A 20838-nucleotide genomic window follows, 5' to 3' on the forward strand; every position below is an offset into this window, starting at 1 on the left:
CTCCACCTTACGTCAGCCCCGCATGCATGTGCGCTCAATATGCATTTTCGCAACCCCTTGACGACACACACAATTTTTCGGTAGGTTCGACTCATGGACTACTCAAACGAAATTAGCAACTACTTTATGTTCCGTCGCAATGGCATCAAACTCGCCGAGTGGGTTGCCAGATCAAATAAAACACTCGGCGAGCTCGTTCAACTAGGGATGCCAGAGGATTACGCGATGGATGTGCTCGACCTCGCGGAGCTGCTCTTTCGCCCGGTAGTGCACACGAGATACCAGAAACGGTGCCGAAAGTACGCAGCGAACAACGAACATTGCGTCGAAACTCTAGCGCTCATTTTCCGTGCTTCTCGCAGTATTAAAGATCCGACACAGCGGTGGAAATTCCGCGAAGAACTCTGCAATACTGCAGGTGACACAGACGTTGTCCGTCGCACAGCGCGGAGAATCAAGAAGGCATATCAACCGACCCAGAGCCCCCAGGACGGGGTGCGAGTAAGGCGCTCCGGCGCGAAGACGACTGTGACGTTTACAGGCGATTCCAGCGCTCTAGAGGATGTCGTCAATACGCTCAGGAGCGGCACCAATAAAACCGGTGATCCACTTGATCCAATTCTTTGGCTGTGCGGAAAAAGGCAGGCTCACTCGACAGGAGGTTGCGCGCACGCGGTTATGCCGATGAGTGACTTGCAGGCCATTATGAAAGGAAGCGCCTGTTCCACCGGGGTGCGGCTCGCGGATGGATCAGTAGTTCACGGATCCGATTTCGCCGACCGCGAGTTGATCTCATTAGGCCGCATTACGCTTGTAGCCGAGGGATATGGCCCTCCAGGTCACACCACCGTTCCGGCAGATTCTCCAGGCATGCAAAAAGCCGCGTAGCCCCCGAAATCGGGGCCACGCGGCCTAGCGTGTTGCCAACTTTGGCTTACGCGGTGGCTTCGTCCTCAACGACGCCTGCAGCCTCTGCCTGCTCCAGGACCTCGGAGGCAACGCCCTCACCATCGGCCGGGATGATGTTCACGATGCGACGCTTACGCTTGATACCGAACTGGACAGCGCCCGGCTTGAGCGCGAACAGGGTATCGTCCCCGCCACGGCCGACGTTGTCGCCGGGGTGGAACTTGGTACCGCGCTGACGGACGAGGATCTCGCCGGCCTTGACCTGCTGGCCACCAAAGCGCTTCACGCCGAGGCGCTTGGACTCAGAGTCACGACCGTTCGAGGAGCTGGATGCACCCTTCTTGTGTGCCATTTGTCTATCTCCTTAAAAGTAAGTCTTACTTGATGCCAGTGATCTTGACCGTGGTCAGCTGCTGGCGGTGGCCCTGGCGGACCTTGTAACCGGTCTTGTTCTTGTACTTGAGGATGTCGATCTTCTTACCCTTGCCGTGCTCGACGATCTCAGCCTCAACATTGACCTTGGACAGTGCATCTGCGCCGGAGGTGACGTCTGCGCCATCAACGAGAAGGATCGGGGTGAGTGCAACCTTGTCGCCTGCTTCACCCTCCAGCTTCTCGACCTTGACGAGGTCGCCTTCGGCAACCTTGTACTGCTTGCCGCCGGTCTTGACGATCGCGTACATAGAGGGTTACCCCTTATCTCTACTCGCGCATCCGCCGGCATGCTTCGGTGGACGCATGGAACTTCATTTCAGTGCTTCAGGACCTGATCGATCCGCCGTGCCCGCATGCTTGGGCAACGAGGCGGCACGCCCCAAAAACAACGACTGCCAAAGACTACACCGAACCGGGGCGTTTCTCCAAACCGCGACCTGGGGCGCTGTGCCTCAACGACCTCGGGCGCTAGGAGCGGCGCTTGCGTGCGGCCCGTCGGCGGCCGCGCCGGCTTCGCTGGCGTCCTGCCTCCTCACCATGCTGCTCCGAGTCCTTGTCCTTACCTTCGTGTCCACGGGTGCCGCGTTGGCGGCTGGTGTCCTCGTGGGCGCCGGCATTGCGAGGGTTACGCCCGCCATCTTGTCGGGGGTTGGGCGCGGAACCGTGCTCGGACGACTCACTCCGATTCGTCCGCCGTACCGCTCGACGGCGACGACGGCCTCCAGAGGCATCACGGGAAGTTTCGGCGCTGCCACGCTTTCCCGTCGATTCACCGGCGTTCGCCCCTCGGTCTTGCGTACCAGATTGATCCGTCGTGCCTCGCCTTACAGGTTGCTGGGCTTCACTCGCCTGCGGATCGTCGTCCCACTCGTTGCGTTGTGGCCGTTGATCGGAGCGAGAGTTGCCCCGTGTCTTCCGTCGACGCCGCGGTGACTTCTCAAAGTCCGCCACTGCATCTTCAAAGCTCTGCCGCGAGTTGCCAGTGTTCTCGTTTTCTCCCTGCGCAGGAGCTTCAGTCTCGATCGAGGAACTGCGGGTTGCTGCTCTCCGAGCGCTGCGACGCTTCTTGGATCGCCCTGCTCGCGAGGTTCGCTGCGCCGGCGCGTCTTCATGATCGTTGTCGTCGTCGGCATCCCCGAAAGCTCCGCCCGACGCCTCAACTGGCTTCGAGTGCTCGGCCTTCGCGTTCTTTCGCTGCGCTTGACGTCGCCTGCGCCTGTTGCGTCCACCACGCTCATTGCCACCATCGGACTGCTGAGTTTCACTTCCGGCCTCATTGACGCCGTCGTTCTCTGCTGGCTCCGAGCTAAGAACAGTGTTTTCCTCACTGCCGCGCTGATCTCGGTGCTCCTCGGCGTCTGGTGCGTTCTGCTCAGGCGATTGCGAACGATTTCGTCCGCGACCTCGACCGGAGCCGCGACGACCGCGTCGCCTCGACGAAGTCTTCGGCTCGTCCTCCTTCTCCTTTTCTGCCGCCACAACAGCATCCGCCAATTCGTCGATGGCCTCGTCATCCAGCGCCTTCTCTACGGGTTTCGGTGCCTCGGAGAGCGCAGAATGCATCGCTCTGGCCGCAGGGTGCTGCCCGGACGGGAGTCGCCTGGAATCGACGCGCCCGTATCGCGCTCGCTTCTCTTCAACAACTGGATCTTCGGTCAGCAGAATGCCTCGACCGTCGCAGCAGTGGCAGGGTACAGAGAACGTCTCAAGAAGACCGTTCCCAAGACGCTTTCTAGTGAGCTGTACCAAACCCAGAGAAGTTACCTCGGAGACATTGTGGCGGGTGCGGTCGCGCCCCAGTGATTCCTTGAGACGTCGAACAACCAATTCTTGGTTCTCCGGCAGGATCATGTCGATGAAGTCGATGATGATCATGCCGCCGATGTCGCGCAGGCGGATTTGGCGAACAATCTCCTCGGCTGCTTCGAGGTTGTTCTTTGTCACCGTCTCCTCGAGGTTTCCGCCGGATCCGGTGTACTTGCCGGTGTTGACGTCGATAACCGTCAGCGCCTCGGTGTGTTCGATGATCAAGGTGCCACCGGACGGTAGCCACACCTTCCGAGCCAAAGCCTTTTCGAGTTGCTCATCCACGCGGTACGTCTCAAAAGCATCGCGTCCATCGTGCTTCTTGCTGCGGTACTTCTTGACGCGTCCGAGCAAGTCAGGCGCGACGGATTCAACGTACGCGCGAATAGTTTTGTACGACTTCTTGCCGTCAACGATGAGTTTATTGAAGTCTTCGTTAAAAAGATCCCGCACGACCTTGATCAATAGTGCCGGCTCCTCATAAAGGGTCACCGGCTTCGCGCCATGAGACTTCTTCTCACGTTCGGCGAGTTCCTTGATCTCCTCCCACTGGCTGTGAAGGCGCTGCACGTCCGCCGCAATAGCTTCCTCAGTGATGTTTTCGGCAGCGGTGCGGATGATCGCCCCACCCTCCTCAGGTACAACCTTGTGGAGGATCTCCTTCAAGCGCTTACGCTCCGGGGCCGGAAGTTTGCGGGAGATCCCGGCTGTCCGTCCTCCCGGAACATAGACAAGGAACCGCCCCGCCAACGAAATTTGGGTCGTCAGACGGGCGCCCTTATGCCCAACCGGGTCTTTGGTGACCTGGACGACGACCTGGTCGCCGGACTTCAGCGCGTTTTCAATTCGTCGCGCGCGACCCCCGAGTCCAGCAGACTTCCAGTCGATTTCGCCCGCGTACAGCACACCGTTTCGGCCTTGTCCGTAGTCAATAAACGCGGCTTCCATGCTGGGCAGCACGTTTTGCACGCGCCCAAGGTAGATGTTCCCAACCATGGTGACCTGGTCTTCTGTGTCAACAAAGTGCTCAACAAGCAGGCCGTCCTCGAGCACCCCGACCTGTGTCACCATTCCCGTGCCATAGTGCCGCTCGCGGTCCCGCACCACCATGGTGCGCTGAACGGATTCGCGGCGCGCAAGAAACTCTGCCTGGCTGACGATGCGCGAGCGCTTACGCTCCTCCGCGCTCCGCTCACTGCGGCGACGTCGCTTCGCTTCCAGACGAGCCGATCCCTTGATCGCCTTCGGTTCGTCTATCTGCTCAGCCTCTTGCGTATCGACGCCACGCTCTGCACCATTAGCGTTTTCCTGCCCACGTGAATCGCTGGCCTTGCTCGCCTTTGCGTTGCCGCGGTTCCGTTTCTGCCGCCCGCTGCGCGCGGAGTCCGCAGAGCTTCCTTCCGCTGTGCGCAAGGTACCGTCCCCAGAATCAGAAGATGAGGCGTCCGAGTCATCCAGTCCGTCGGATCCTTCTGCCACCTCGCGGTCAGCGGCACGGGCAGCTTGCGCTGCACGACGAGCGCGTCGACGCTGCGAACGAGTCGGAGCCTTGAACAGCGGAGCGTACTCGGTGACCGACTCGTCCTCTGGCGCCGGCGTCACGTCAGGTTCCACGTCAGTAAGCGGCTCGTCGGAAGCATCGCCGCTCGGATCCGTGCCCGGTTCATCTGCGGTGGCCAACTCGGCATTGACCTTGTCCTCAATTTGGTGGATCTCGTTCTCTACGTCTTTGCGTACGCGGTGTCGGATCTTCTCGTCCGCGTCGGAAGACTCGTCCCCAGCGTCGCTTGATTGGGGTGCGTTGGTGTCGGGAGACAGTGCGTCGAGAAGCTGCTCGCTCTCCGCGCGAGTGAGCGAGGACTGCGCTACCTTGACTACTCCCATGTCCGACAGCGCAACGACCAGGTCTTTCGAAGGCACGTTGAGCTCTTTGGCCAACTGGAAGACGCGCATCTTGTCCTTGAGGCGAGAGCGGTCAAACGTCGCGTACGGGTTGACCGTTGGCTCATTGGCTGGCTGTTCGCGCTTCGCAGGAGCCTTCTTTGTTGACTTCTTTGTCGATTTCTTGGCCGGCTTTGTCGACTTCTTCGCCGTCGCCTTCGTGCTGCGGCGCTTCTTTGGCGTGGATTCCTCGTTCTGTGCCACGAACCTATTCTCCTGTTATGCGTCTGCCCGCACAGCTTCTGCGCCGGGCACCGGGCGCTGGCATTTCCTGCCGCCGCCGCACAGTGCCGCGCGAATGCGCGGGACTTCAATGTCAAAGTTTGTCAGCACGCGCGGCGTCAACAACGTCAACAACGTGAATATCGTCAAGGACGTCAACGACGCGATGCTTGCCATCTATTGTGGCACAGGCCCCCGCCCCGCGCGTTTACCCCGCCCTGTCCACGGTCAGTCCTCTTGACCAACCGCTAGTGGTTCTCGCTCTGCGGCCCCTCCGCAAGCTCGAGGAAGCGCACAACTCCGCCAATAGTTGTTTCGACGACTGGTTTATCCCAACCCGCAACAACAAGGGATGACCCAACAATTGCTCCGAGAATTGCTTCGCCGTCCGCGTTGGTAACGCCCGCGTACTTGAGCAGTGCGTCGATGGCGTTGACTGCCTCGTAAAACTGCTCTTTGACCATCTCCTGCAACGCGGGTGCCTCGCGCTCGGCATCGACGGTTGCGGAAATAATCCCGCGCACCCAGTCTCGGTGCCCACAGGTCACAAGATCCAGCGTCGCTGCAGCGAGCTCACGCCGATCTTCTCGAATCTTGGGGTCCTTCAGCGCCTCCTCAAGGATCGCCGCCTGTACGGCGTGGAATCGCTCAAAGCACGTCTGGATGAGCTTCTCACGGCTCTCGTAGTAGTAACCAATCGAGCCAACCGGCACCCCAGCACGCGCGGCCACGTGCCGATGAGTGACTGAGGACATTCCCTCCTGCAGGAGAAGATCAATCGTGGCCTTTTCAATAGACGCGCGCTTCGCTTTTGCACGTTCTTGCTCTGGCTTGTCGTTGACCATCTCCGAGCCTTTCTCCGATAAAGCATACGATGGACTCATCGCAGCGTGACGCTTTCCTATGCATTGTGACATATGTATTGAGTCGCAATAAATCATCTGAATGATTTACGAGTTTTGCCCAGGAAAGCATAGAAAAACGCTACCCCAGGATGCGCTCTTCCGGGGGTAGCGTTGTCGAAAGTTTGGTGTGGTTGGTTACTTGTTGGGGAACCAGATGGCGATCTCACGCTCTGCAGATTCCGGGGAATCGGAACCGTGCACCACGTTCTCACCGACGGTCAGCGCGAAGTCGCCACGGATGGTACCCGGGGTCGCCTTCTCCACCGGGTGGGTGCCGCCTGCCAGCTGGCGCCAGGCAGCGATCGCAGACTCGCCCTCAACGATGCCAGCAACCAGCGGCGCAGAGGTGATGAAGTCTACGAGGTCACCGAAGAACGGCTTATCCTTGTGCTCTTCGTAGTGCTTCTCGGCGGTCTCGCGGTCCGCGGTACGCAGATCCATCTCCACCAACTTCAAGCCCTTGCGCTCGATGCGGGAAATGATTTCACCGACGTGCCCGTGGGCAACGCCGTCCGGCTTAATAAGAATCAAAGTACGTTCGGTCATGGACCAGACTCTACCGAAACCTCTCGCACGATGCGCGATGCATCTGCGGGCGTCGCGTCACGTTTCCACAACTGCACCTGCCGAACCGCACCATCTTCATTTCCCTCACGGATCATCCGCATAATTGTCGTACGCTGTTCCGGGTCAAGCGAAAGATCCGGGGCACCCATGTCCTGATACTTCATGTACAGCGCACATGCCAAAGCACCGCCCGCGATCACGATCGCAGCGGCGCCGACCCAACTCGGCCACGCAAACAACGACGCACCAACGGCGACAAGCGACATCACCGCAGCAAGCACCAGCAGGAAGAATCGCATGCCCTCCAAGCTACTAAGATTTAGGGGGATGTACCAGCATGTTCCGCTCCATGAGCTCGCGCTTAGCCAAGGCCTTCCTGACGCACCCGCGTTGACAGACCTGTCCACGGGCACGACGGTGACCTACCGCGAGCTCCGCACACTCGCTAACAACGTCTCGCGCGTACTGGCCCACGCCACAACATCACCCTCCCCCGTCATCGCGGTCCAACTCCCAAACTCGGTGGAGTTTGCGGCCGTGATCCTCGGCATCGCCCAGGCGGGTGCAGCGTCCAGTCTGATCGGCCCGCTACTTCGCAACCATGAAGCGAGACATCTCGCCGAGCTCGCCGGCGCAGACCCACAACTCGGCCTCATCCGGATGGAGCAGGCGCAAGCGCTGATACGCGGCACGACTCCCGCCGGTTGGCCACGCCGCGACGCTGCTAACCACACGCCCGCAGTCAGTGCTGCGAATGCACAAGAGCTCGCCTTCGTTCCGTACTCGTCGGGCACCACGGGGATGCAGAAGGCGGTGGGGTTGACGGGGGCGTCGGTAAGCGCAAACATGACCCAGTTTGCTGCAGCGATTGCACGAAGTGGGGTGGGTACTCACACCCCAACGATGTCGCCGCTGCCCTTCTCACACATCTATGGCTTGACCGCGCTGCTGCTCACCCCGCTCATGCTGGGGCATCACGTGCTCACGATGCAGCGCTTTGATCCGGAGCGCTTTGTGAGCGCGCACCGCGATTTCGCCGTGCAGCTCACATTCATCGCCCCGCCGCTCGCGCGCGTCCTCGAGACCGCCCCGGCCGATGCCTTCAACGCACTCGAACTGATCATCAGCGGCGCGGATCGACTCGACCCCACGGTGGCACGAACGGTGGAGTCGCGACTGGGCGCGAGCGTGATCCAGGGGTACGGAATGACCGAGACGTCGCCGGTCACCTTTGTTGGCGTGCGCGGCGAAACGCCTCCGGACTCGGTGGGGTTCCCGCTCCCCGATACCCGCTTCCGCATCGGTTCCGACGGTGAATTATCCGTCGCCGGGCCACAGCTCATGCGCGGCTACCTCGGGCAAGAGCCGATCGGTGAATGGTTTCAAACCGGGGACCTCGCGCGCGTGGGAACGCACGGCGAGCTCTACATCATCGGACGCGCCAAAGACACGATCAAATACAAGGGCTACCAGATCGCTCCGGCCGAGCTGGAGGCCACGCTGCTCGAGCATGAAGCAATTGTCGACGCCGCCGTCACCCCCTTTGTGCTCAATGGCACCGAGGTCCCCCGCGCCTTCGTCGTGCCCGCACCCTCACCGGCAGCCACGTCTGCCCGCCTCACAGCCGACGGTGTCATGCGGTTCGTGGCTGACCGGGTCGCGCCGTACAAGAAGGTGCGCGTCGTAGATTTTGTCGAAGAGATCCCCCGTAGCGCAGCCGGGAAAATCCTCCGCACCCAGCTGCGCGACCTGCCGCACGCAGACTAGCGCGCCGGGTCTTCTGCAGTGCCCAGGTGCTGGGTAACTAGGTACCCGGCGCGCATACGCTGCAGCATCTCCGAGCGCAGCTTGATGATGAAGAACCACACCACGCCGAACGTGATGCCGACGGCAGTGACGGACCAGTGGATGAAAAACCCGAAGATGAGCGGAATCTGGAGCGCCAGGTCCACCCACAGCATCACCGGCTTCTTCTGGAAGAACGCAACGACCACGTGCGCGAGGCCGATGACGGTGACGTAGACCCAGTTAAACGTGGTCCAGAGCTCCCCGTTCTCAACCTTGAGAATCACGGTGAGGATGAGGAAGATCGTGATCGCTTCCATCACGAGCGTGCCGGAAAGTACGCCGGTCAGGCCTGCCATCGGGTCTTTGACCGGGGCCTTGCCCGGGCCGAGGGGGCTCATATCCGGCTCGCGACGCGCGCCGCGGCGCGAGCGCCGGGTGTTGTTCTGGTCAGCCATGCCCTCATCGTATCGCTGAGAACGGTTGGGCCATAACTGGTGCGCGGTGGCGTCGACAAGCGCTTCGATCAACGCGCCTGGACGCAGTACTCAATTACTCGAGCGGCGACGTCGATTCCCGTCACCTCCGTGAGGGAGGCAAATTGGGCGTTCGAGTTCACCTCGCCGACAAGCGGGCTGGACGCATGGAGGAAATCGACCGAACCAATATCCAGGCCGAGCGCGCCCATCGCTGTGCGTGCAGTGTCCACGAAGTCCGCGGGCGGATCCCACGGCACCGCGCGACCGCCACCGGTCACGTTGGCGCGGAAGTCACCTCCCTGGCCGAACCTTTGCATCGCAGCAACTGGGGTCTCACCAACCATGAAGATGCGGGCGTCGTGGCCGTGGGATTCAGCGATGTATTCCTCCACGATCACGGGCGCGGGATGAGCGGCGCGGAGGAACGCGACCAGCTCCGCGGGGGCGTGGATCAGCTCGACCCCCTGCCCCCACGAGCCGATTGCACGTTTCGCCACGACCGGGTAGCCCAACTGACGGTCCACGGCAGCGAGGAATTCGCTCTCCTCCCATTCCGCGGCCGATAAGTTCCGGTACGCCAGCGGCGCAGTCAACGTGCACGGGTGCGCAATGCCGGCGTGAGAAAGCACCGCGTGCGTGTACGCCTTGTTATCGCACGCAGCGATCGCGGCCGCGGTGTTGATGGTGCGCACCCCCAGCGCTTCGAGCTGCGCGACGACGGCAACGTCTTTGTCCTGGATAAGCGCGACGCGCGGCAGCGGACCGGTGCCCATCGCGGCGACAACCTCATCGGTACTCACTCGCCGCAAATCAAGCCCGACCGCGCCGGCCGCACGCGCAAGAGCGCCGAACTGCCACTCAAACTTGTCCCAGTGCAGCCAGCGGTTGGTCACCAGCCAGGCAGCGTCGCAGCCCACCGCACTACGCCTCGGGCTCTTGCGCGTCCAGCGCAGTGAGGTAGGTGCGGGCATCACCGGCGGTGGCGATGGACCCGGTGACCAACACGCCCATGCCGTCTTCGCCAGACTCTTCGGCGACCTCGCGCGCCAGTTCCACCGCCGCCGGCAGATGCGCCTCGATCCGAACGCGGTCGTCACCGAACACGTCGTACGCCACATCCGCCAGCTCGTCGACGTCCATCGCACGTGGGGATGAGTTCTGAGTAATCACTACATCGCGCAGCTCGGACTCCAGCGCTGTCAGCATCTGGCGTGCGTCTTTGTCCCCAAAAATCGACACCACGCCGATCAGACCCGTGTAGTTGAAGTCTCGCTCGAGTGCGGAGGCGAGGGTGCGGGCGCCGTGGGGGTTATGGGCGGCGTCGATAAGCACGACCGGGTCCTTACCAAACCGCTCAATCCGCCCCGGGACCGTCACCTGGTCAAATCCCGCGCGAACGGCGTCGGCATCAAGCGGGTGCTCGCGGGTCACGCCGAAGAACGCCTCCACCGCGGCGAGCGCAAGCGACGCATTCGCCGCCTGGTGGGCGCCCGCGAGTGGGAGGAAGATGCCGTCGTACTCTCCACCGAGTCCGCACAGCGTGAGCTGTTGGCCGCCGACGGCAACCGTGGACTTCCCTACCGAGAACTCGCTGCCGCTCCGAGCAACGATTGCCTCTGTGTCCACCGCACGCTCGAGAATCGCGTGCATTGCGTCCGGCTCCTGCTCGGCGACCACCGCAATGTTTTCCGCCGGGCTCAACGCGCTCAACGCGTCCGCCTCGCGGGGCTTAATAATCCCGGCCTTCTGTGCCGCGATCGCGGCAATGGTCTGGCCAAGGAACGCTTGGTGGTCAAGCCCGATCGGGGTAATCACGGCGACATCGGCGTCCACCACATTCGTCGCGTCCCAGGTCCCGCCCATGCCGACCTCCAGGACGGCGACGTCGACGGGCGCGTCCGCAAACGCCACGAACGCCATGGCTACGAGCACCTCAAAGCGGCTCAGCGGGGTGGCAAACTGCGCGTCGACCATTTCCACGAAAGGCTCGAGCTCGTCAAAAATTTCCGCGAAGCGTTCCGGCGCGATCTCGGCGCCGTCGATGAGCATCGTCTCGGTCACCCGCGTGAGCTCAGGGCTGGTGAACAGCCCCACGCGGTGTCCCAGTGCGCGCAGCAACGACTCAGTCATCCGCGCGGTCGACGTCTTCCCGTTCGTGCCCGCGACCTGGATCACCTTCAGCGTGTGCTCGGGCGAACCGAGTAAATCCATCAATGCGGCAACGCGGTCAAGGCTCGGGTTCGGGTCGGCAGCACCGGCGCGAGCATCAAGCTTCTCGCTGACCCGCGTGAGTGCAGCGCTATCCCCGGAGTACTCAGGAACCCGACTGATCGGCTCGCCGTCGTCGCTCGCCAGCTGCCCAACGCGCATCCCCACCAGCCCAGCGAGGCGTGCAAGCTCGTCGTTCTCCGAGCCTTCCGGAGACCCGTCGGGCTCGACGCTGTCGGCGGCCCGAGTATCACCCAGATTCAGCGTCATGCCACTGTCCGTCATGGAGATACGGCCGAACTCCGTGTCGCGCTCACGCACCGGCGTGAGCTCGTCACGTTCCTGCTCGTCGCCGTGGGTGGTGCTGTCGCTGTGGTCGTACTGCTCGCTCATGCGAGCCAGTCTACTTCTCCGGCAGCGTTTCCAGTCGCGCGGTCACGCGCTCGAATTCCTCTTGCGCAACCTTCTGCCGCACCTTGATCTTCTCCACGACCTGCTCCGGCGCGTTGGTCAGGAACTGCTCGTTGGACAGCTTCGCACCGGTGGTGTCCAGCTCTTTCTGCGCGGCGGCGAGCTCCTTCTCCAGGCGCTTGCGCTCGGCAGCCACGTCGACCGTGCCGGAGGTATCCAGCGCCACGTCGAGGTTGACCTGGCTCAGGCGCATCTCGATGCTTGCCGACGCAGCAAAGTCCTCACCCGGCGCCTCTACTCGAGCGATCTGGCGCACCATGTCCTCCTGGCCAGCCAGATCCGCGGACGCGAAGTCCAAGCGCGCCGGCACCTTCTGTGACGGCTTCACCCCCTGGTCGGCGCGGAAACGGCGCAGCTCGGTGATGAGCTTGATGGAGTCCTCGACGCGACGGCGCGCGTCGAGGTCCGTCTCCACACCACCGTTGGTGTCGTCTGCGGTCGGCCACGCAGCCGTGGTTACGGTCTCCTCACCGGTCAGCGCAGTCCACAGGACCTCGGTAATAAACGGCATGGTCGGGTGCAGCAGGCGCAGGACCACGTCGAGGACACGGCCCAGCACGATCTGGGTTGTGCGGCCCCGTTGCTGCTCTTCCGCTGACGCGTCAGCATCAGTACGCGGGATCTGGGTCTTGGCAATCTCGAGGTACCAGTCGCACAGCTCGTCCCAGGCGAAGTGGTAGAGCGCCTCGTTGGCCTTTGCAAACTGGTAGTCGTCCAGGTAGGCGTCGACGCGCTTGCGGAGTTCCTCGGCGCGGTCGAGGATCCAGCGGTCGGCGTCGGTAAGCGCTTGGCGCTGCGGCAGCTCGCCGACCCCGGCGCCGTTCATCAGCGCGAACTTCGTGGCGTTGTACAGCTTGGTAGCAAAATTGCGGGCGGCCACGGCGTGGTCGTCGCCGATGGGCAGGTCCACGCCCGGGTTCGCGCCGCGGGCCAGGGCGAAGCGCAGCGCATCCGCACCGAAGCGGCCGACCCAGTCCATCGGATCGATGCCGTTGCCCAGGGACTTCGACATCTTGCGGCCCTTTTCGTCGCGCACCAGGCCGTGCAGGTAGAGGTCCGTGAAGGGCACCTGCGGCCGGCCACCCTTGCCCTCGCCGAGGATTTCCGGGGTGAACTTACCGGCAAAGGTGCCAAACATCATCATGCGCGCCACCCAGAAGAACAGGATGTCGTACGCGGTGACGAGGACGGAGGTCGGGTAGAACTTGTCCAGCTCAGGCGTCTTCTCGGGCCAGCCCATCGTGGAGAACGGCCACAGCGCGGAGGAGAACCAGGTGTCCAACACGTCCGGGTCCTGCTCGTAGCCGGCGGGCGCTTCCTCGTCGGGGCCAACGCACACCACGTCGCGCTCGCCGTTTTCGTCTTCCGGCCCGTACCAGATCGGGATGCGGTGCCCCCACCACAGCTGGCGCGAGATGGTCCAGTCGTGCATGTTGTCTACCCAGTCGAAGTAGCGCTTCTCCATCGACTGCGGGTGGATCACCGTGTCGCCGTTGCGCACGGCGTCGCCGGACATCTTCGCCATCTCATCCACCTTGACAAACCACTGCAGCGACAGGCGTGGTTCGATCGGCTCGCCGGAGCGCTCCGAGTGGCCCACGGAGTGCACGTAGGGGCGGATCTCCTTGACAATGCGGCCCTGCTCCGCGAGCGCCTCGCGCACGGCGACGCGCGCTTCCTCGCGGCTCAAACCGTCGAAGCGGGTGCCAGTGTTGGCAATGCGGGCCTGCTCATCCATGATGATCGGCATGTCCAGGTTGTGGCGCAGGCCCATCTCGTAATCGTTCGGGTCGTGCGCCGGCGTGATCTTCACCGCGCCCGTGCCCAGCTCCATATCCACGTAGCCGTCGGCGATGACCTTGACCTTGAGGTCGTCGCGCAGCGGGTGGTCGAACTCCTCGCCGATGAGGTGCGCGTAACGCTCGTCATCGGGGTGGACGGCGATCGCCACGTCACCCAGCATGGTTTCGACACGGGTGGTGGCCACGACGAGGTGCGGCGCATCGTCGTCAAGCGAGCCGTACCGGATAGAGACGAACTCGCCCTCGACGTCCTTGTATACGACCTCAATGTCCGACACCGCGGTCTCGAGCACCGGCGACCAGTTCACCAGGCGGTAGTCGCGGTACACCATGCCCTGGTCGTACAGCTGCTTGAAGATGGTCTGCACCGCCTTGGACAGCCCATCATCCAGCGTAAAGCGCTCCCGCGACCAGTCGACCGAATCGCCGATCGCCCGCATCTGCGTGGTGATCGTGCCGCCGTACTGCTGCTTCCACTCCCAGACGCGCTCGATGAACTCTTCGCGGCCGTAGTCGTAGCGGTCCTTGCCCTCCTCGGCCTTGAGCTTCGCCTCCACCTTGGTCTGCGTAGCAATGCCGGCGTGGTCCATGCCGGGCAGCCACAGCACCTCGTAGCCTTGCATGCGCTTGCGGCGCACGAGGGAATCCATCAGCGTGTGGTCGAGCGCATGGCCCATGTGCAGCTGGCCGGTCACGTTCGGCGGCGGCAGCATGATGGAGTAGGCGGGCTTGTCGGATGCGGGGTCCGCCGTGAAGTAGCCCTTGTCCACCCACTTCTCGTACAGCGTGGACTCGTGGTCCTGCGGTTCCCAGCTCTTGGGAAGGGCGTCCGCGCGGTTCTTGCCTACTAAATCATTCGTCGCTTCACTCACGGTTGCCCATCATAGCCCCCGCTCAGAACAGCGCGTCAGCCACTTCGGCTTCCTGCCTGAGCGCGTCCACGTTCGCCTGGATGCGCTCGCGCTGGAAGTCGCTCACCTCCAGCCCTGCGACGGGCTCCCACGTCCCGCCGGTCCCCACTGCCGGCACGCCGAAGACCAGGCCAGCGTCGACGCCGTATTCGCTTGTCGACGCCTGCGCCACCGTCACCCAACGCCCATCGGTCCCCTGCACCCAGTCCCGCATGTGGTCCACGGCGGCAGACGCCGCCGACGCCGCGGAGGACTTCCCGCGCACCTCGATGATCTCGCCGCCGCGCTTGGCCACGCGCGGGATGAACTCGTCGACGTACCAGTCCCGGTCCACCTTGTTGGCCAGCGGCTCGCCGTTCACGGTGGCGTAGGTGATGTCTGGGAACTGCGTGTCTGCGTGGTTGCCCCACACCACCAACCGCTCGAGCGCGGTGGAGGGCACGTCGAGGTGCTGTGCCAGCATGGACAGCGCGCGGTTGTGGTCCAAGCGCATCATCGCATTGAAGCGATCGTCGGGAATGTCCGGGGCCGACTTCGAAGCGATGTAGGCGTTAGTGTTGGCGGGGTTGCCGACGACGAGGACGCGGATGTCCTGCGCCGCGGCGTCGTTCAGCGCCTTGCCCTGCTCGATGAAAATCTTGCCGTTGGCCGCGAGCATGTCGGCGCGAGACTCGCCCTTTCCGCGCGGCTTGGCGCCGACCAGGAACGCCGCGTTCGCTCCCTCGAATGCCTTGGCCGCGTTGTCAGCGACAGTGATGGTGTTGAGCAGCGGGAGTGCAGAATCGGCGAGTTCCATCGCGGTCCCCTCCGCGGCGCGCACGGCAGCGGGGATCTCCAGCAGCGTGAGGTTGACCGGCTGGTCCTTGCCAAAGACGTCGCCGGAGGCGACACGCCAGAGCAGCGAGTAAGCAATGTTGCCTGCGGCTCCAGTGACCACAACGTTGACGGGCTGTACCGGGGATTTCGTCATCATGACTCCTTGGCTCGGATGTGTGCTCGACTGCTTGCTCGCCGTCTGAAATGGCCCTGCGATGACCCTCATGATGCAGACGACGCGATCGCATACCCGACGAGTATAGAAACGCGACGCCGGTGGGTTCTCGCGCTGCTCCCCCCATTTGGGCACAACTTTGGCTAGCTTCTGTGGTTTTCGCTTCGAATGGAGACATCGGGGGCGCATGTGGTGCACGATGGAAACGTATGACCTTGGCGTTGACGCGCACCGACCCCTGCCCGCCCTGCATGACCCGAAGGAGACCCTGTGACGCAACAGCACAAGAGCAGTGACGCGGCTGACGCAGTTGACGCAATTGACGGGGCTGCCCAGACCTTACATACGGGTGAAGCGAGGGCCGACTCCGGCGCCGCATCTTCCGATTCGCTGGACGCGGTCGTCGATACCGCGCTGCGAATGTTTTCCGCGGACGGGTTTCACGACACAAAGCTGGACGCGATTGCCAAGGAATCCGGCATGTCCAAGCGCAAGATCCACTACAACTTCGGGGACAAAAAAGGGCTGTATACGCGGGCGACGCTGCGCGCCCTCGAGCGCCTCACCCCACCCGAGCACGTGCTGAATCGCTCCTACGCTGTACCTGTCGAGGGGATGCGCAAGTTCATCGACGCGCTCTACACGGCCGTCAAGAATAACCCCGATTCCGCAGGCATCCTGCTGCGCGAGGAGTTGGACCCGGTGCTTGACGGCACCACGTCGGTACTCACCCAGCGCACCGACACCGTCGCGCTGCACCTGGAGCGCCTCCTGCTCATCGGCCAGGACTCGGGCGCGTTCCGCCCCGGAATCTCGGCCGACGACGTACTGGTGTTGCTCGTCTCGCTCAGCTTCTTCCCCACTGCCTTGGGCGACGTCTCGGAGGGGCTGCGCAGCATAAACTTTCGCTCCGAGCGCAACAACACTGGCCTGCGCAGGATGGTCATCGACGCGGTCATCGCGTTCCTGACCACCAACATTTCCCCGTCCGGGTACGACAGCTACTTGGAACCGACGCCTGCGGCGGACGCGGCGGAGTTACCCGAAGTCCACACCATCGCGGGTGTGAGCGCCGGTTACCTGGGCGACCCGGAAACGCGTATTTACTAACGCGCGCTGCGGCCGGGGCACACGGCGCACTTAGGCCGAGCGCTGCTCTTCGTCCGTCAGGTACTGCGGCTCGGCCTCGCCCCGCACCACGTCCGCGGAGATGACCACGCGGTTCACGCCCTCACGGTCGGGGAGGTCGTACATGATGGGCACCAACAACTCCTCCATGATCCCGCGCAGCCCGCGAGCGCCGGTCTTGCGTTCCGCCGCCTTGTCCGCAATGAGCCCGAGCGCCTCGCTATCCAACTCAAGCTCGGCACCGTCCATAGCGAACAGGCGCTGATACTGCTTCACTAGGGAGTTCTTCGGCTCCGTGAGCACACGCACCATGGCGTCGCGGTCCAGGTCCTCCACGCTTGCCAGCACCGGCAGACGGCCGATGAACTCGGGGATCAGTCCAAACTTCACCAGGTCGGCCGGCTGCACCTGGGAAAGTAGGTTAGCCTCGTCGCGCTCCGCCTTCGAGTCGATCTCTGCGCCGAAACCGATCCCCTTCTTGCCCACACGCTCCGCGATGACCTTGTCCAGACCGGCGAAAGCGCCGGCCACGATGAACAGGATGTTCGTGGTATCAAGCTGAATGAATTCCTGATTCGGGTGCTTGCGCCCGCCCTGCGGCGGGACCGACGCGACCGTGCCCTCCAGGATCTTCAGCAGCGCCTGCTGCACGCCCTCGCCGGAGACGTCGCGCGTGATCGACGGGTTCTCCGACTTGCGCGAGATCTTGTCCACCTCGTCAACGTAGATGATCCCGGTCTGCGCGCGGTTGACATCAAAGTCCGCCGCCTGCAGCAGCTTCAGCAGGATGTTCTCCACGTCCTCGCCCACGTACCCGGCTTCGGTGAGGCTCGTCGCGTCCGCGATAGCAAACGGGACGTTGAGCATTCGCGCCAGCGTTTGCGCAAGGTACGTCTTACCGGAGCCGGTCGGGCCGAGCAGAAGAATGTTGGACTTGGAAATCTCCACGTCCTCCTCGCGGCGGCGCGCCGTCGATGCAAGCGACTCTGCCTTGATGCGCTTGTAGTGGTTGTACACCGCGACAGCGAGCGTCCGCTTTGCCTGGTCTTGCCCAATAACGTACTGATCCAAAAACGCCGTGATTTCGGACGGCCGCGGGAGCCGCTCCGGGTCACCAGCCTGCCCCTGCTGCGAGCTCGCGAGCTCCTCTTCGATGATCTCGTTGCACAGTTCAATGCACTCATCGCAGATGTACACACCGCCACCTGCGATGAGCTTGCGGACCTGCTTCTGGCTCTTTCCGCAAAACGAGCACTTGAGCAGATCCGATCCGTCGTGTGTTGCTGCCATGTGCGCTATTTACTCCCGTTCGTGCAATCGCCGTGCGGTCTTTCCGTGCAATATACGTGCCCCCGCCACAGACTGACCAAAAGGTTAGGTTTCAAGTGTAGTTCCTACGTCAAACCAACGGGCGCACGCCCACGCTGGTTCCCGTTTTGCGCAACAATGGTTGCCGGACCTGCATTTCAGCGGAAAGGACGCAGACAATGACTCACCTTCACGTCACCGAACACGGGGATCCGACTCGCCCGACAGTGGTGCTGCTCAGCTCCATCGCCACGACGCACGAGGCCTGGTCCAAACAAATCCCCGCCCTCGAGGGTGCCTTCCATGTCGTCACCGTGGATCACCGCGGTCACGGCAAGTCCGACAAGGCTCGGGTTGCGCCCGGGGCATCGCTTATCGACGACCTCGCGTCCGACATCCTCCACGCCCTCGACGAGGCGGGCGTGGACCGCTTCAGCATCGTCGGACTTTCGCTCGGCGGGGCGCTGGCGCAGTACATTGCCGCCACCAGCGGCCGCGTGGACAAGGCCGTGTTCGCGTGCACCGCCACCTACCTTGGTGGGCAAGACAAGTGGTCCGAGCGCACCGCTCTCTCCCGCGAGCAGGGCACAGCGGCGCTGGCTGACGGGATGATGGGCAACTGGTTCACCGACGCTTTCCGGGAATCGCACCCGGACGAGGTGCAGCGTATCCATGACATGGTGTCCGGCATCGACGGTGAAGGCTACGCGCAAAACGGCGATGCCCTGGCCAAGTGGGACTTCGCCGACCGGCTGGGCGAGATCACCTGCCCGGTGCTAACGATCGCCGGAGCACAGGACCCGTCAACGCCTCCCGCAGAGTTGGAGAAGATCGCGCGCGGTGTCGCGGGGCCGATGACGTCGGTGGTGATCGACCCTGGTTCGCACCAAGTTGGCATCGAGCGTCCCGAGGAATTCAACCGGGCCTTGACCGCGTTTCTCTAGGCCGCATCGGCTACGCTAGTAGCGTTCATCGTCGCCGGAAAGGATCTGCTCGTGAAACGCAACCGTACCCAGTCTGTTCTCGCAGCGCTCGTTGCTGCAACGGTATTGGCGGGTTGCTCGTCTTCCGAGGGCGACGAAGCTCGCCTGGCGGAGCCGGTGATCGACTTCCCCGCGACGAGCACGACGGCGTCGTCGACGAGCTCGTCGAAGACCTCTGAAAAGTCCAGCTCGGAAAAGAAGACCTCGACGAAGAAGACCTCCGAGAAGTCCACGAGCACGCGCAAGACCAGCACCCGCCGAGCTGCAAAGGACGAGGTGGAAGAGCAGGTGATCACTGAGACGGTGCCGGTGGATGACGGCTCGAATGGGTGCGCGTGGCCGGCGCAGGGCGAGGGCAGCGGAAACCAGGAGTACAGCACGTTCTGCGACGGCACCTGGGCGCGCACCATCACGCCTGAAAACGAGCAGGAGTACTTCTGGACTTCCGACGGCGGCACCTGGACCAGCGTGGACCCGACTGGGTCGAACGAGAACGGCGTGTGCTGGGCCCGCGAGCCGTTTGCGCAAGCGCCTGAGGCCGTGAAGAACGCTGTGCCGTTCTGTGCGTAATACAGGATAGTCCGCGCGCAAACAACGCCACCCGGTTCACTGCCGGGTGGCGTTGTTGTGTGCAGCGCGGGAAGCACCCGCGCGAAGCGTTAGGCGTTGAGCTTGCGGTAGTCAAAGACCTGGTCGATGATCCCGTATTCCACCGATTCCTGGGCGGTGAGGATCTTGTCGCGGTCGGTGTCCTCGCGGACCTGCTCCGCGGTGCGGCCCGTGTGGCGGGCCAGCGTGTCCTCCATGAGGCGGCGCATGCGCTCGATCTCGTTGGCCTGGATCTCCAGGTCAGAGACCTGCCCCTGGGTGCCCTGGGTGGCCGGCTGGTGGATGAGCACGCGGGAGTTGGGCAGCGCAGCGCGCTTTCCCGGGGCACCGGCGGCGAGGATCACGGCAGCTGCGGACGCGGCCTGCCCGAGGCAGACGGTCTGCACATCGGGGCGGACGTACTGCATCGTGTCGTAAATCGCCATCAGTGCGGTGAACGAGCCGCCCGGCGAGTTGATGTACATGGTGATGTCGCGGTCCGGGTCCTGCGACTCGAGGACCAGCAGCTGCGCCATGATGTCGTTGGCGGAGGTATCATCCACCTGGGTGCCCAGGAAGACGATGCGCTCTTCAAAGAGCTTGCCGTACGGGTCGATCTGCTTGGTACCAAAGGAGGTTTCCTCCAGGAACTGCGGCAGGACGTAGCGGGAGTTCGGCATCTGGAAAGTCATAAGTTCAGTCCTTTGCGTTGAGGGTGTTCCGGGTTAGTTACCAACTGGGCCGTCGGTCTGCGCAACGTTCTCAATGACGTGGTCGACGATGCCGTACTCCAACGCCTGCTGGGCGGTGAACCAGCGGTCACGGTCCGAGTCCTTGGTGATCTGCTCGAAGGTCTGGCCGGTGTGCTCGGCGATGAGCTCAGCCATCTCACGCTTGGTCTGCGCGAACTGCTCCGCCTGGATCGCAATGTCCGCCGCGGTGCCGCCGACGCCTGCGGACGGCTGGTGCATCATGATGCGCGCGTGCGGCAGCGCGTAGCGCTTGCCCTTCGTCCCGCCGGAGAGCAGGAACTGGCCCATCGACGCGGCGAGGCCCATGCCGTACGTAGCCACGTCGCACGGCGCGTACTTCATCGTGTCATAGATCGCCATGCCGGCCGTCACGGAGCCGCCGGGAGAGTTAATGTACAGCGAAATGTCGCGCGTGGGGTCCTCCGCGGACAGCAGCAGGATCTGCGCGCAAAGCTTGTTCGCAATCTCATCATCAACCTGCTGACCGAGGAAGATGATGCGTTCACGCAGCAGGCGCTCGTAGACGGAGTCTCCGAGGTTCATGCCGTTAGCTGGGGATGTCATATGACGCTCCTTTAATCCTTCGTTTCCGTTGAGTCAATGCCCCTACCCTACTCGGGGCCGCGCGCAATGTGGACCCTGTTCGC

At 63.0% G+C, this 20838-nt stretch carries 19 protein-coding genes; 5 read left to right on the forward strand and 14 right to left on the reverse strand.

What is annotated here, in order from left to right:
- The first annotated feature begins 93 nt into the window (after nucleotides 1–93).
- Nucleotides 94–888: a hypothetical protein gene (locus tag CKJ85_RS11835; protein WP_143340158.1), complete on the forward strand. Its 795-nt coding sequence runs from the start codon at nucleotides 94–96 to the stop codon at nucleotides 886–888.
- Nucleotides 889–934: 46 nt separating this feature from the next.
- Here the strand turns inward: CKJ85_RS11835 and rpmA are convergent, their stop codons facing one another.
- From rpmA to CKJ85_RS11990, 6 genes are all read right to left on the reverse strand, one after another.
- Nucleotides 935–1261 (reverse strand): 50S ribosomal protein L27, encoded by a 327-nt coding sequence (gene rpmA / locus CKJ85_RS04835; RefSeq protein WP_095275447.1) that lies wholly within the window; start codon nucleotides 1259–1261, stop codon nucleotides 935–937.
- A 25-nt stretch (nucleotides 1262–1286) separates the two neighbouring features.
- Complete coding sequence (gene rplU / locus CKJ85_RS04840) at nucleotides 1287–1592, reverse strand: 50S ribosomal protein L21 (RefSeq protein WP_095275446.1); 306 nt, start codon at nucleotides 1590–1592, stop codon at nucleotides 1287–1289.
- A 220-nt stretch (nucleotides 1593–1812) separates the two neighbouring features.
- Entirely contained in the window at nucleotides 1813–5103 is a 3291-nt protein-coding gene (locus CKJ85_RS04845) for a translation initiation factor IF-2 N-terminal domain-containing protein (protein WP_369825024.1), read from the reverse strand.
- A 458-nt stretch (nucleotides 5104–5561) separates the two neighbouring features.
- Nucleotides 5562–6158 (reverse strand): TetR/AcrR family transcriptional regulator, encoded by a 597-nt coding sequence (locus tag CKJ85_RS04850; protein ID WP_158221619.1) that lies wholly within the window; start codon nucleotides 6156–6158, stop codon nucleotides 5562–5564.
- A gap of 195 nt (nucleotides 6159–6353) precedes the next feature.
- Nucleotides 6354–6764: a nucleoside-diphosphate kinase gene (ndk, locus tag CKJ85_RS04855; RefSeq protein ID WP_095535401.1), complete on the reverse strand. Its 411-nt coding sequence runs from the start codon at nucleotides 6762–6764 to the stop codon at nucleotides 6354–6356.
- Nucleotides 6761–7084, reverse strand: a complete 324-nt coding sequence (locus CKJ85_RS11990; protein ID WP_158221620.1) for a hypothetical protein — start codon at nucleotides 7082–7084, stop codon at nucleotides 6761–6763. Before CKJ85_RS11990 ends, ndk begins: the two co-directional genes overlap by 4 nt.
- A gap of 28 nt (nucleotides 7085–7112) precedes the next feature.
- Here CKJ85_RS11990 and CKJ85_RS04860 point away from each other — a divergent pair, with 28 nt between their 5' ends.
- Complete coding sequence (locus CKJ85_RS04860; RefSeq protein WP_158221621.1) at nucleotides 7113–8552, forward strand: class I adenylate-forming enzyme family protein; 1440 nt, start codon at nucleotides 7113–7115, stop codon at nucleotides 8550–8552.
- Here the strand turns inward: CKJ85_RS04860 and CKJ85_RS04865 are convergent.
- From CKJ85_RS04865 to CKJ85_RS04885, 5 genes are all read right to left on the reverse strand, one after another.
- Nucleotides 8549–9028: a DUF4233 domain-containing protein gene (locus tag CKJ85_RS04865; protein ID WP_095535399.1), complete on the reverse strand. Its 480-nt coding sequence runs from the start codon at nucleotides 9026–9028 to the stop codon at nucleotides 8549–8551. The genes CKJ85_RS04860 and CKJ85_RS04865 overlap by 4 nt on opposite strands.
- Before the next feature lie 68 nt (nucleotides 9029–9096).
- A complete protein-coding gene (locus CKJ85_RS04870) occupies nucleotides 9097–9966 on the reverse strand; it encodes a RimK family alpha-L-glutamate ligase (protein ID WP_158221622.1) in 870 nt (289 codons plus the stop codon).
- Between the two features lie 4 nt (nucleotides 9967–9970).
- Nucleotides 9971–11650: a folylpolyglutamate synthase/dihydrofolate synthase family protein gene (locus CKJ85_RS04875; protein WP_233126956.1), complete on the reverse strand. Its 1680-nt coding sequence runs from the start codon at nucleotides 11648–11650 to the stop codon at nucleotides 9971–9973.
- Between the two features lie 10 nt (nucleotides 11651–11660).
- Nucleotides 11661–14402, reverse strand: coding sequence for a valine--tRNA ligase (locus tag CKJ85_RS04880; RefSeq protein ID WP_095553610.1), 2742 nt, complete (start codon nucleotides 14400–14402; stop codon nucleotides 11661–11663).
- 22 nt (nucleotides 14403–14424) lie between these two features.
- Entirely contained in the window at nucleotides 14425–15414 is a 990-nt protein-coding gene (locus CKJ85_RS04885) for a malate dehydrogenase (RefSeq protein ID WP_369825021.1), read from the reverse strand.
- Nucleotides 15415–15702: 288 nt separating this feature from the next.
- Here CKJ85_RS04885 and CKJ85_RS04890 point away from each other — a divergent pair, with 288 nt between their 5' ends.
- Complete coding sequence (locus CKJ85_RS04890) at nucleotides 15703–16542, forward strand: TetR/AcrR family transcriptional regulator (protein ID WP_095553612.1); 840 nt, start codon at nucleotides 15703–15705, stop codon at nucleotides 16540–16542.
- Between the two features lie 30 nt (nucleotides 16543–16572).
- Here the strand turns inward: CKJ85_RS04890 and clpX are convergent, their stop codons facing one another.
- The gene (gene clpX / locus CKJ85_RS04895; RefSeq protein WP_095547417.1) at nucleotides 16573–17850 is read right to left on the reverse strand and encodes an ATP-dependent Clp protease ATP-binding subunit ClpX; all 1278 of its coding nucleotides are present in this window, start codon (nucleotides 17848–17850) and stop codon (nucleotides 16573–16575) included.
- Between the two features lie 197 nt (nucleotides 17851–18047).
- Here clpX and CKJ85_RS04900 point away from each other — a divergent pair, with 197 nt between their 5' ends.
- Both CKJ85_RS04900 and CKJ85_RS04905 read left to right on the forward strand, forming a co-directional pair.
- A complete protein-coding gene (locus tag CKJ85_RS04900; RefSeq protein ID WP_095547418.1) occupies nucleotides 18048–18812 on the forward strand; it encodes an alpha/beta fold hydrolase in 765 nt (254 codons plus the stop codon).
- Between the two features lie 51 nt (nucleotides 18813–18863).
- Nucleotides 18864–19421 (forward strand): hypothetical protein, encoded by a 558-nt coding sequence (locus CKJ85_RS04905; RefSeq protein ID WP_095553613.1) that lies wholly within the window; start codon nucleotides 18864–18866, stop codon nucleotides 19419–19421.
- A gap of 89 nt (nucleotides 19422–19510) precedes the next feature.
- Here CKJ85_RS04905 and CKJ85_RS04910 read toward each other — a convergent pair whose 3' ends face one another.
- Nucleotides 19511–20131, reverse strand: a complete 621-nt coding sequence (locus tag CKJ85_RS04910) for an ATP-dependent Clp protease proteolytic subunit (RefSeq protein ID WP_095275433.1) — start codon at nucleotides 20129–20131, stop codon at nucleotides 19511–19513.
- A gap of 33 nt (nucleotides 20132–20164) precedes the next feature.
- On the reverse strand, nucleotides 20165–20755 hold the full coding sequence (locus CKJ85_RS04915) for an ATP-dependent Clp protease proteolytic subunit (RefSeq protein ID WP_095275432.1): 591 nt from the start codon (nucleotides 20753–20755) through the stop codon (nucleotides 20165–20167).
- Between the last annotated feature and the right edge of the window lie 83 nt (nucleotides 20756–20838).

This window comes from Corynebacterium sp. NML 150383, from assembly GCF_002285085.1.
GTDB lineage: Bacteria > Actinomycetota > Actinomycetes > Mycobacteriales > Mycobacteriaceae > Corynebacterium > Corynebacterium gottingense.

What these genes read in the sequence shown, in the direction of transcription:
- CKJ85_RS11835 (WP_143340158.1), top strand. Translation starts at nt 94, where the DNA reads ATGGACTACTCAAACGAAATTAGCAACTACTTTATGTTCCGTCGCAAT.
- rpmA (WP_095275447.1), bottom strand. Translation starts at nt 1,261, where the DNA reads ATGGCACACAAGAAGGGTGCATCCAGCTCCTCGAACGGTCGTGACTCT.
- rplU (WP_095275446.1), bottom strand. Translation starts at nt 1,592, where the DNA reads ATGTACGCGATCGTCAAGACCGGCGGCAAGCAGTACAAGGTTGCCGAA.
- CKJ85_RS04845 (WP_369825024.1), bottom strand. Translation starts at nt 5,103, where the DNA reads ATGCGCGTCTTCCAGTTGGCCAAAGAGCTCAACGTGCCTTCGAAAGAC.
- CKJ85_RS04850 (WP_158221619.1), bottom strand. Translation starts at nt 6,158, where the DNA reads ATGGTCAACGACAAGCCAGAGCAAGAACGTGCAAAAGCGAAGCGCGCG.
- ndk (WP_095535401.1), bottom strand. Translation starts at nt 6,764, where the DNA reads ATGACCGAACGTACTTTGATTCTTATTAAGCCGGACGGCGTTGCCCAC.
- CKJ85_RS11990 (WP_158221620.1), bottom strand. Translation starts at nt 7,084, where the DNA reads ATGCGATTCTTCCTGCTGGTGCTTGCTGCGGTGATGTCGCTTGTCGCC.
- CKJ85_RS04860 (WP_158221621.1), top strand. Translation starts at nt 7,113, where the DNA reads ATGTACCAGCATGTTCCGCTCCATGAGCTCGCGCTTAGCCAAGGCCTT.
- CKJ85_RS04865 (WP_095535399.1), bottom strand. Translation starts at nt 9,028, where the DNA reads ATGGCTGACCAGAACAACACCCGGCGCTCGCGCCGCGGCGCGCGTCGC.
- CKJ85_RS04875 (WP_233126956.1), bottom strand. Translation starts at nt 11,650, where the DNA reads ATGAGCGAGCAGTACGACCACAGCGACAGCACCACCCACGGCGACGAG.
- CKJ85_RS04885 (WP_369825021.1), bottom strand. Translation starts at nt 15,414, where the DNA reads ATGATGACGAAATCCCCGGTACAGCCCGTCAACGTTGTGGTCACTGGA.
- clpX (WP_095547417.1), bottom strand. Translation starts at nt 17,850, where the DNA reads ATGGCAGCAACACACGACGGATCGGATCTGCTCAAGTGCTCGTTTTGC.
- CKJ85_RS04900 (WP_095547418.1), top strand. Translation starts at nt 18,048, where the DNA reads ATGACTCACCTTCACGTCACCGAACACGGGGATCCGACTCGCCCGACA.
- CKJ85_RS04910 (WP_095275433.1), bottom strand. Translation starts at nt 20,131, where the DNA reads ATGACTTTCCAGATGCCGAACTCCCGCTACGTCCTGCCGCAGTTCCTG.
- CKJ85_RS04915 (WP_095275432.1), bottom strand. Translation starts at nt 20,755, where the DNA reads ATGACATCCCCAGCTAACGGCATGAACCTCGGAGACTCCGTCTACGAG.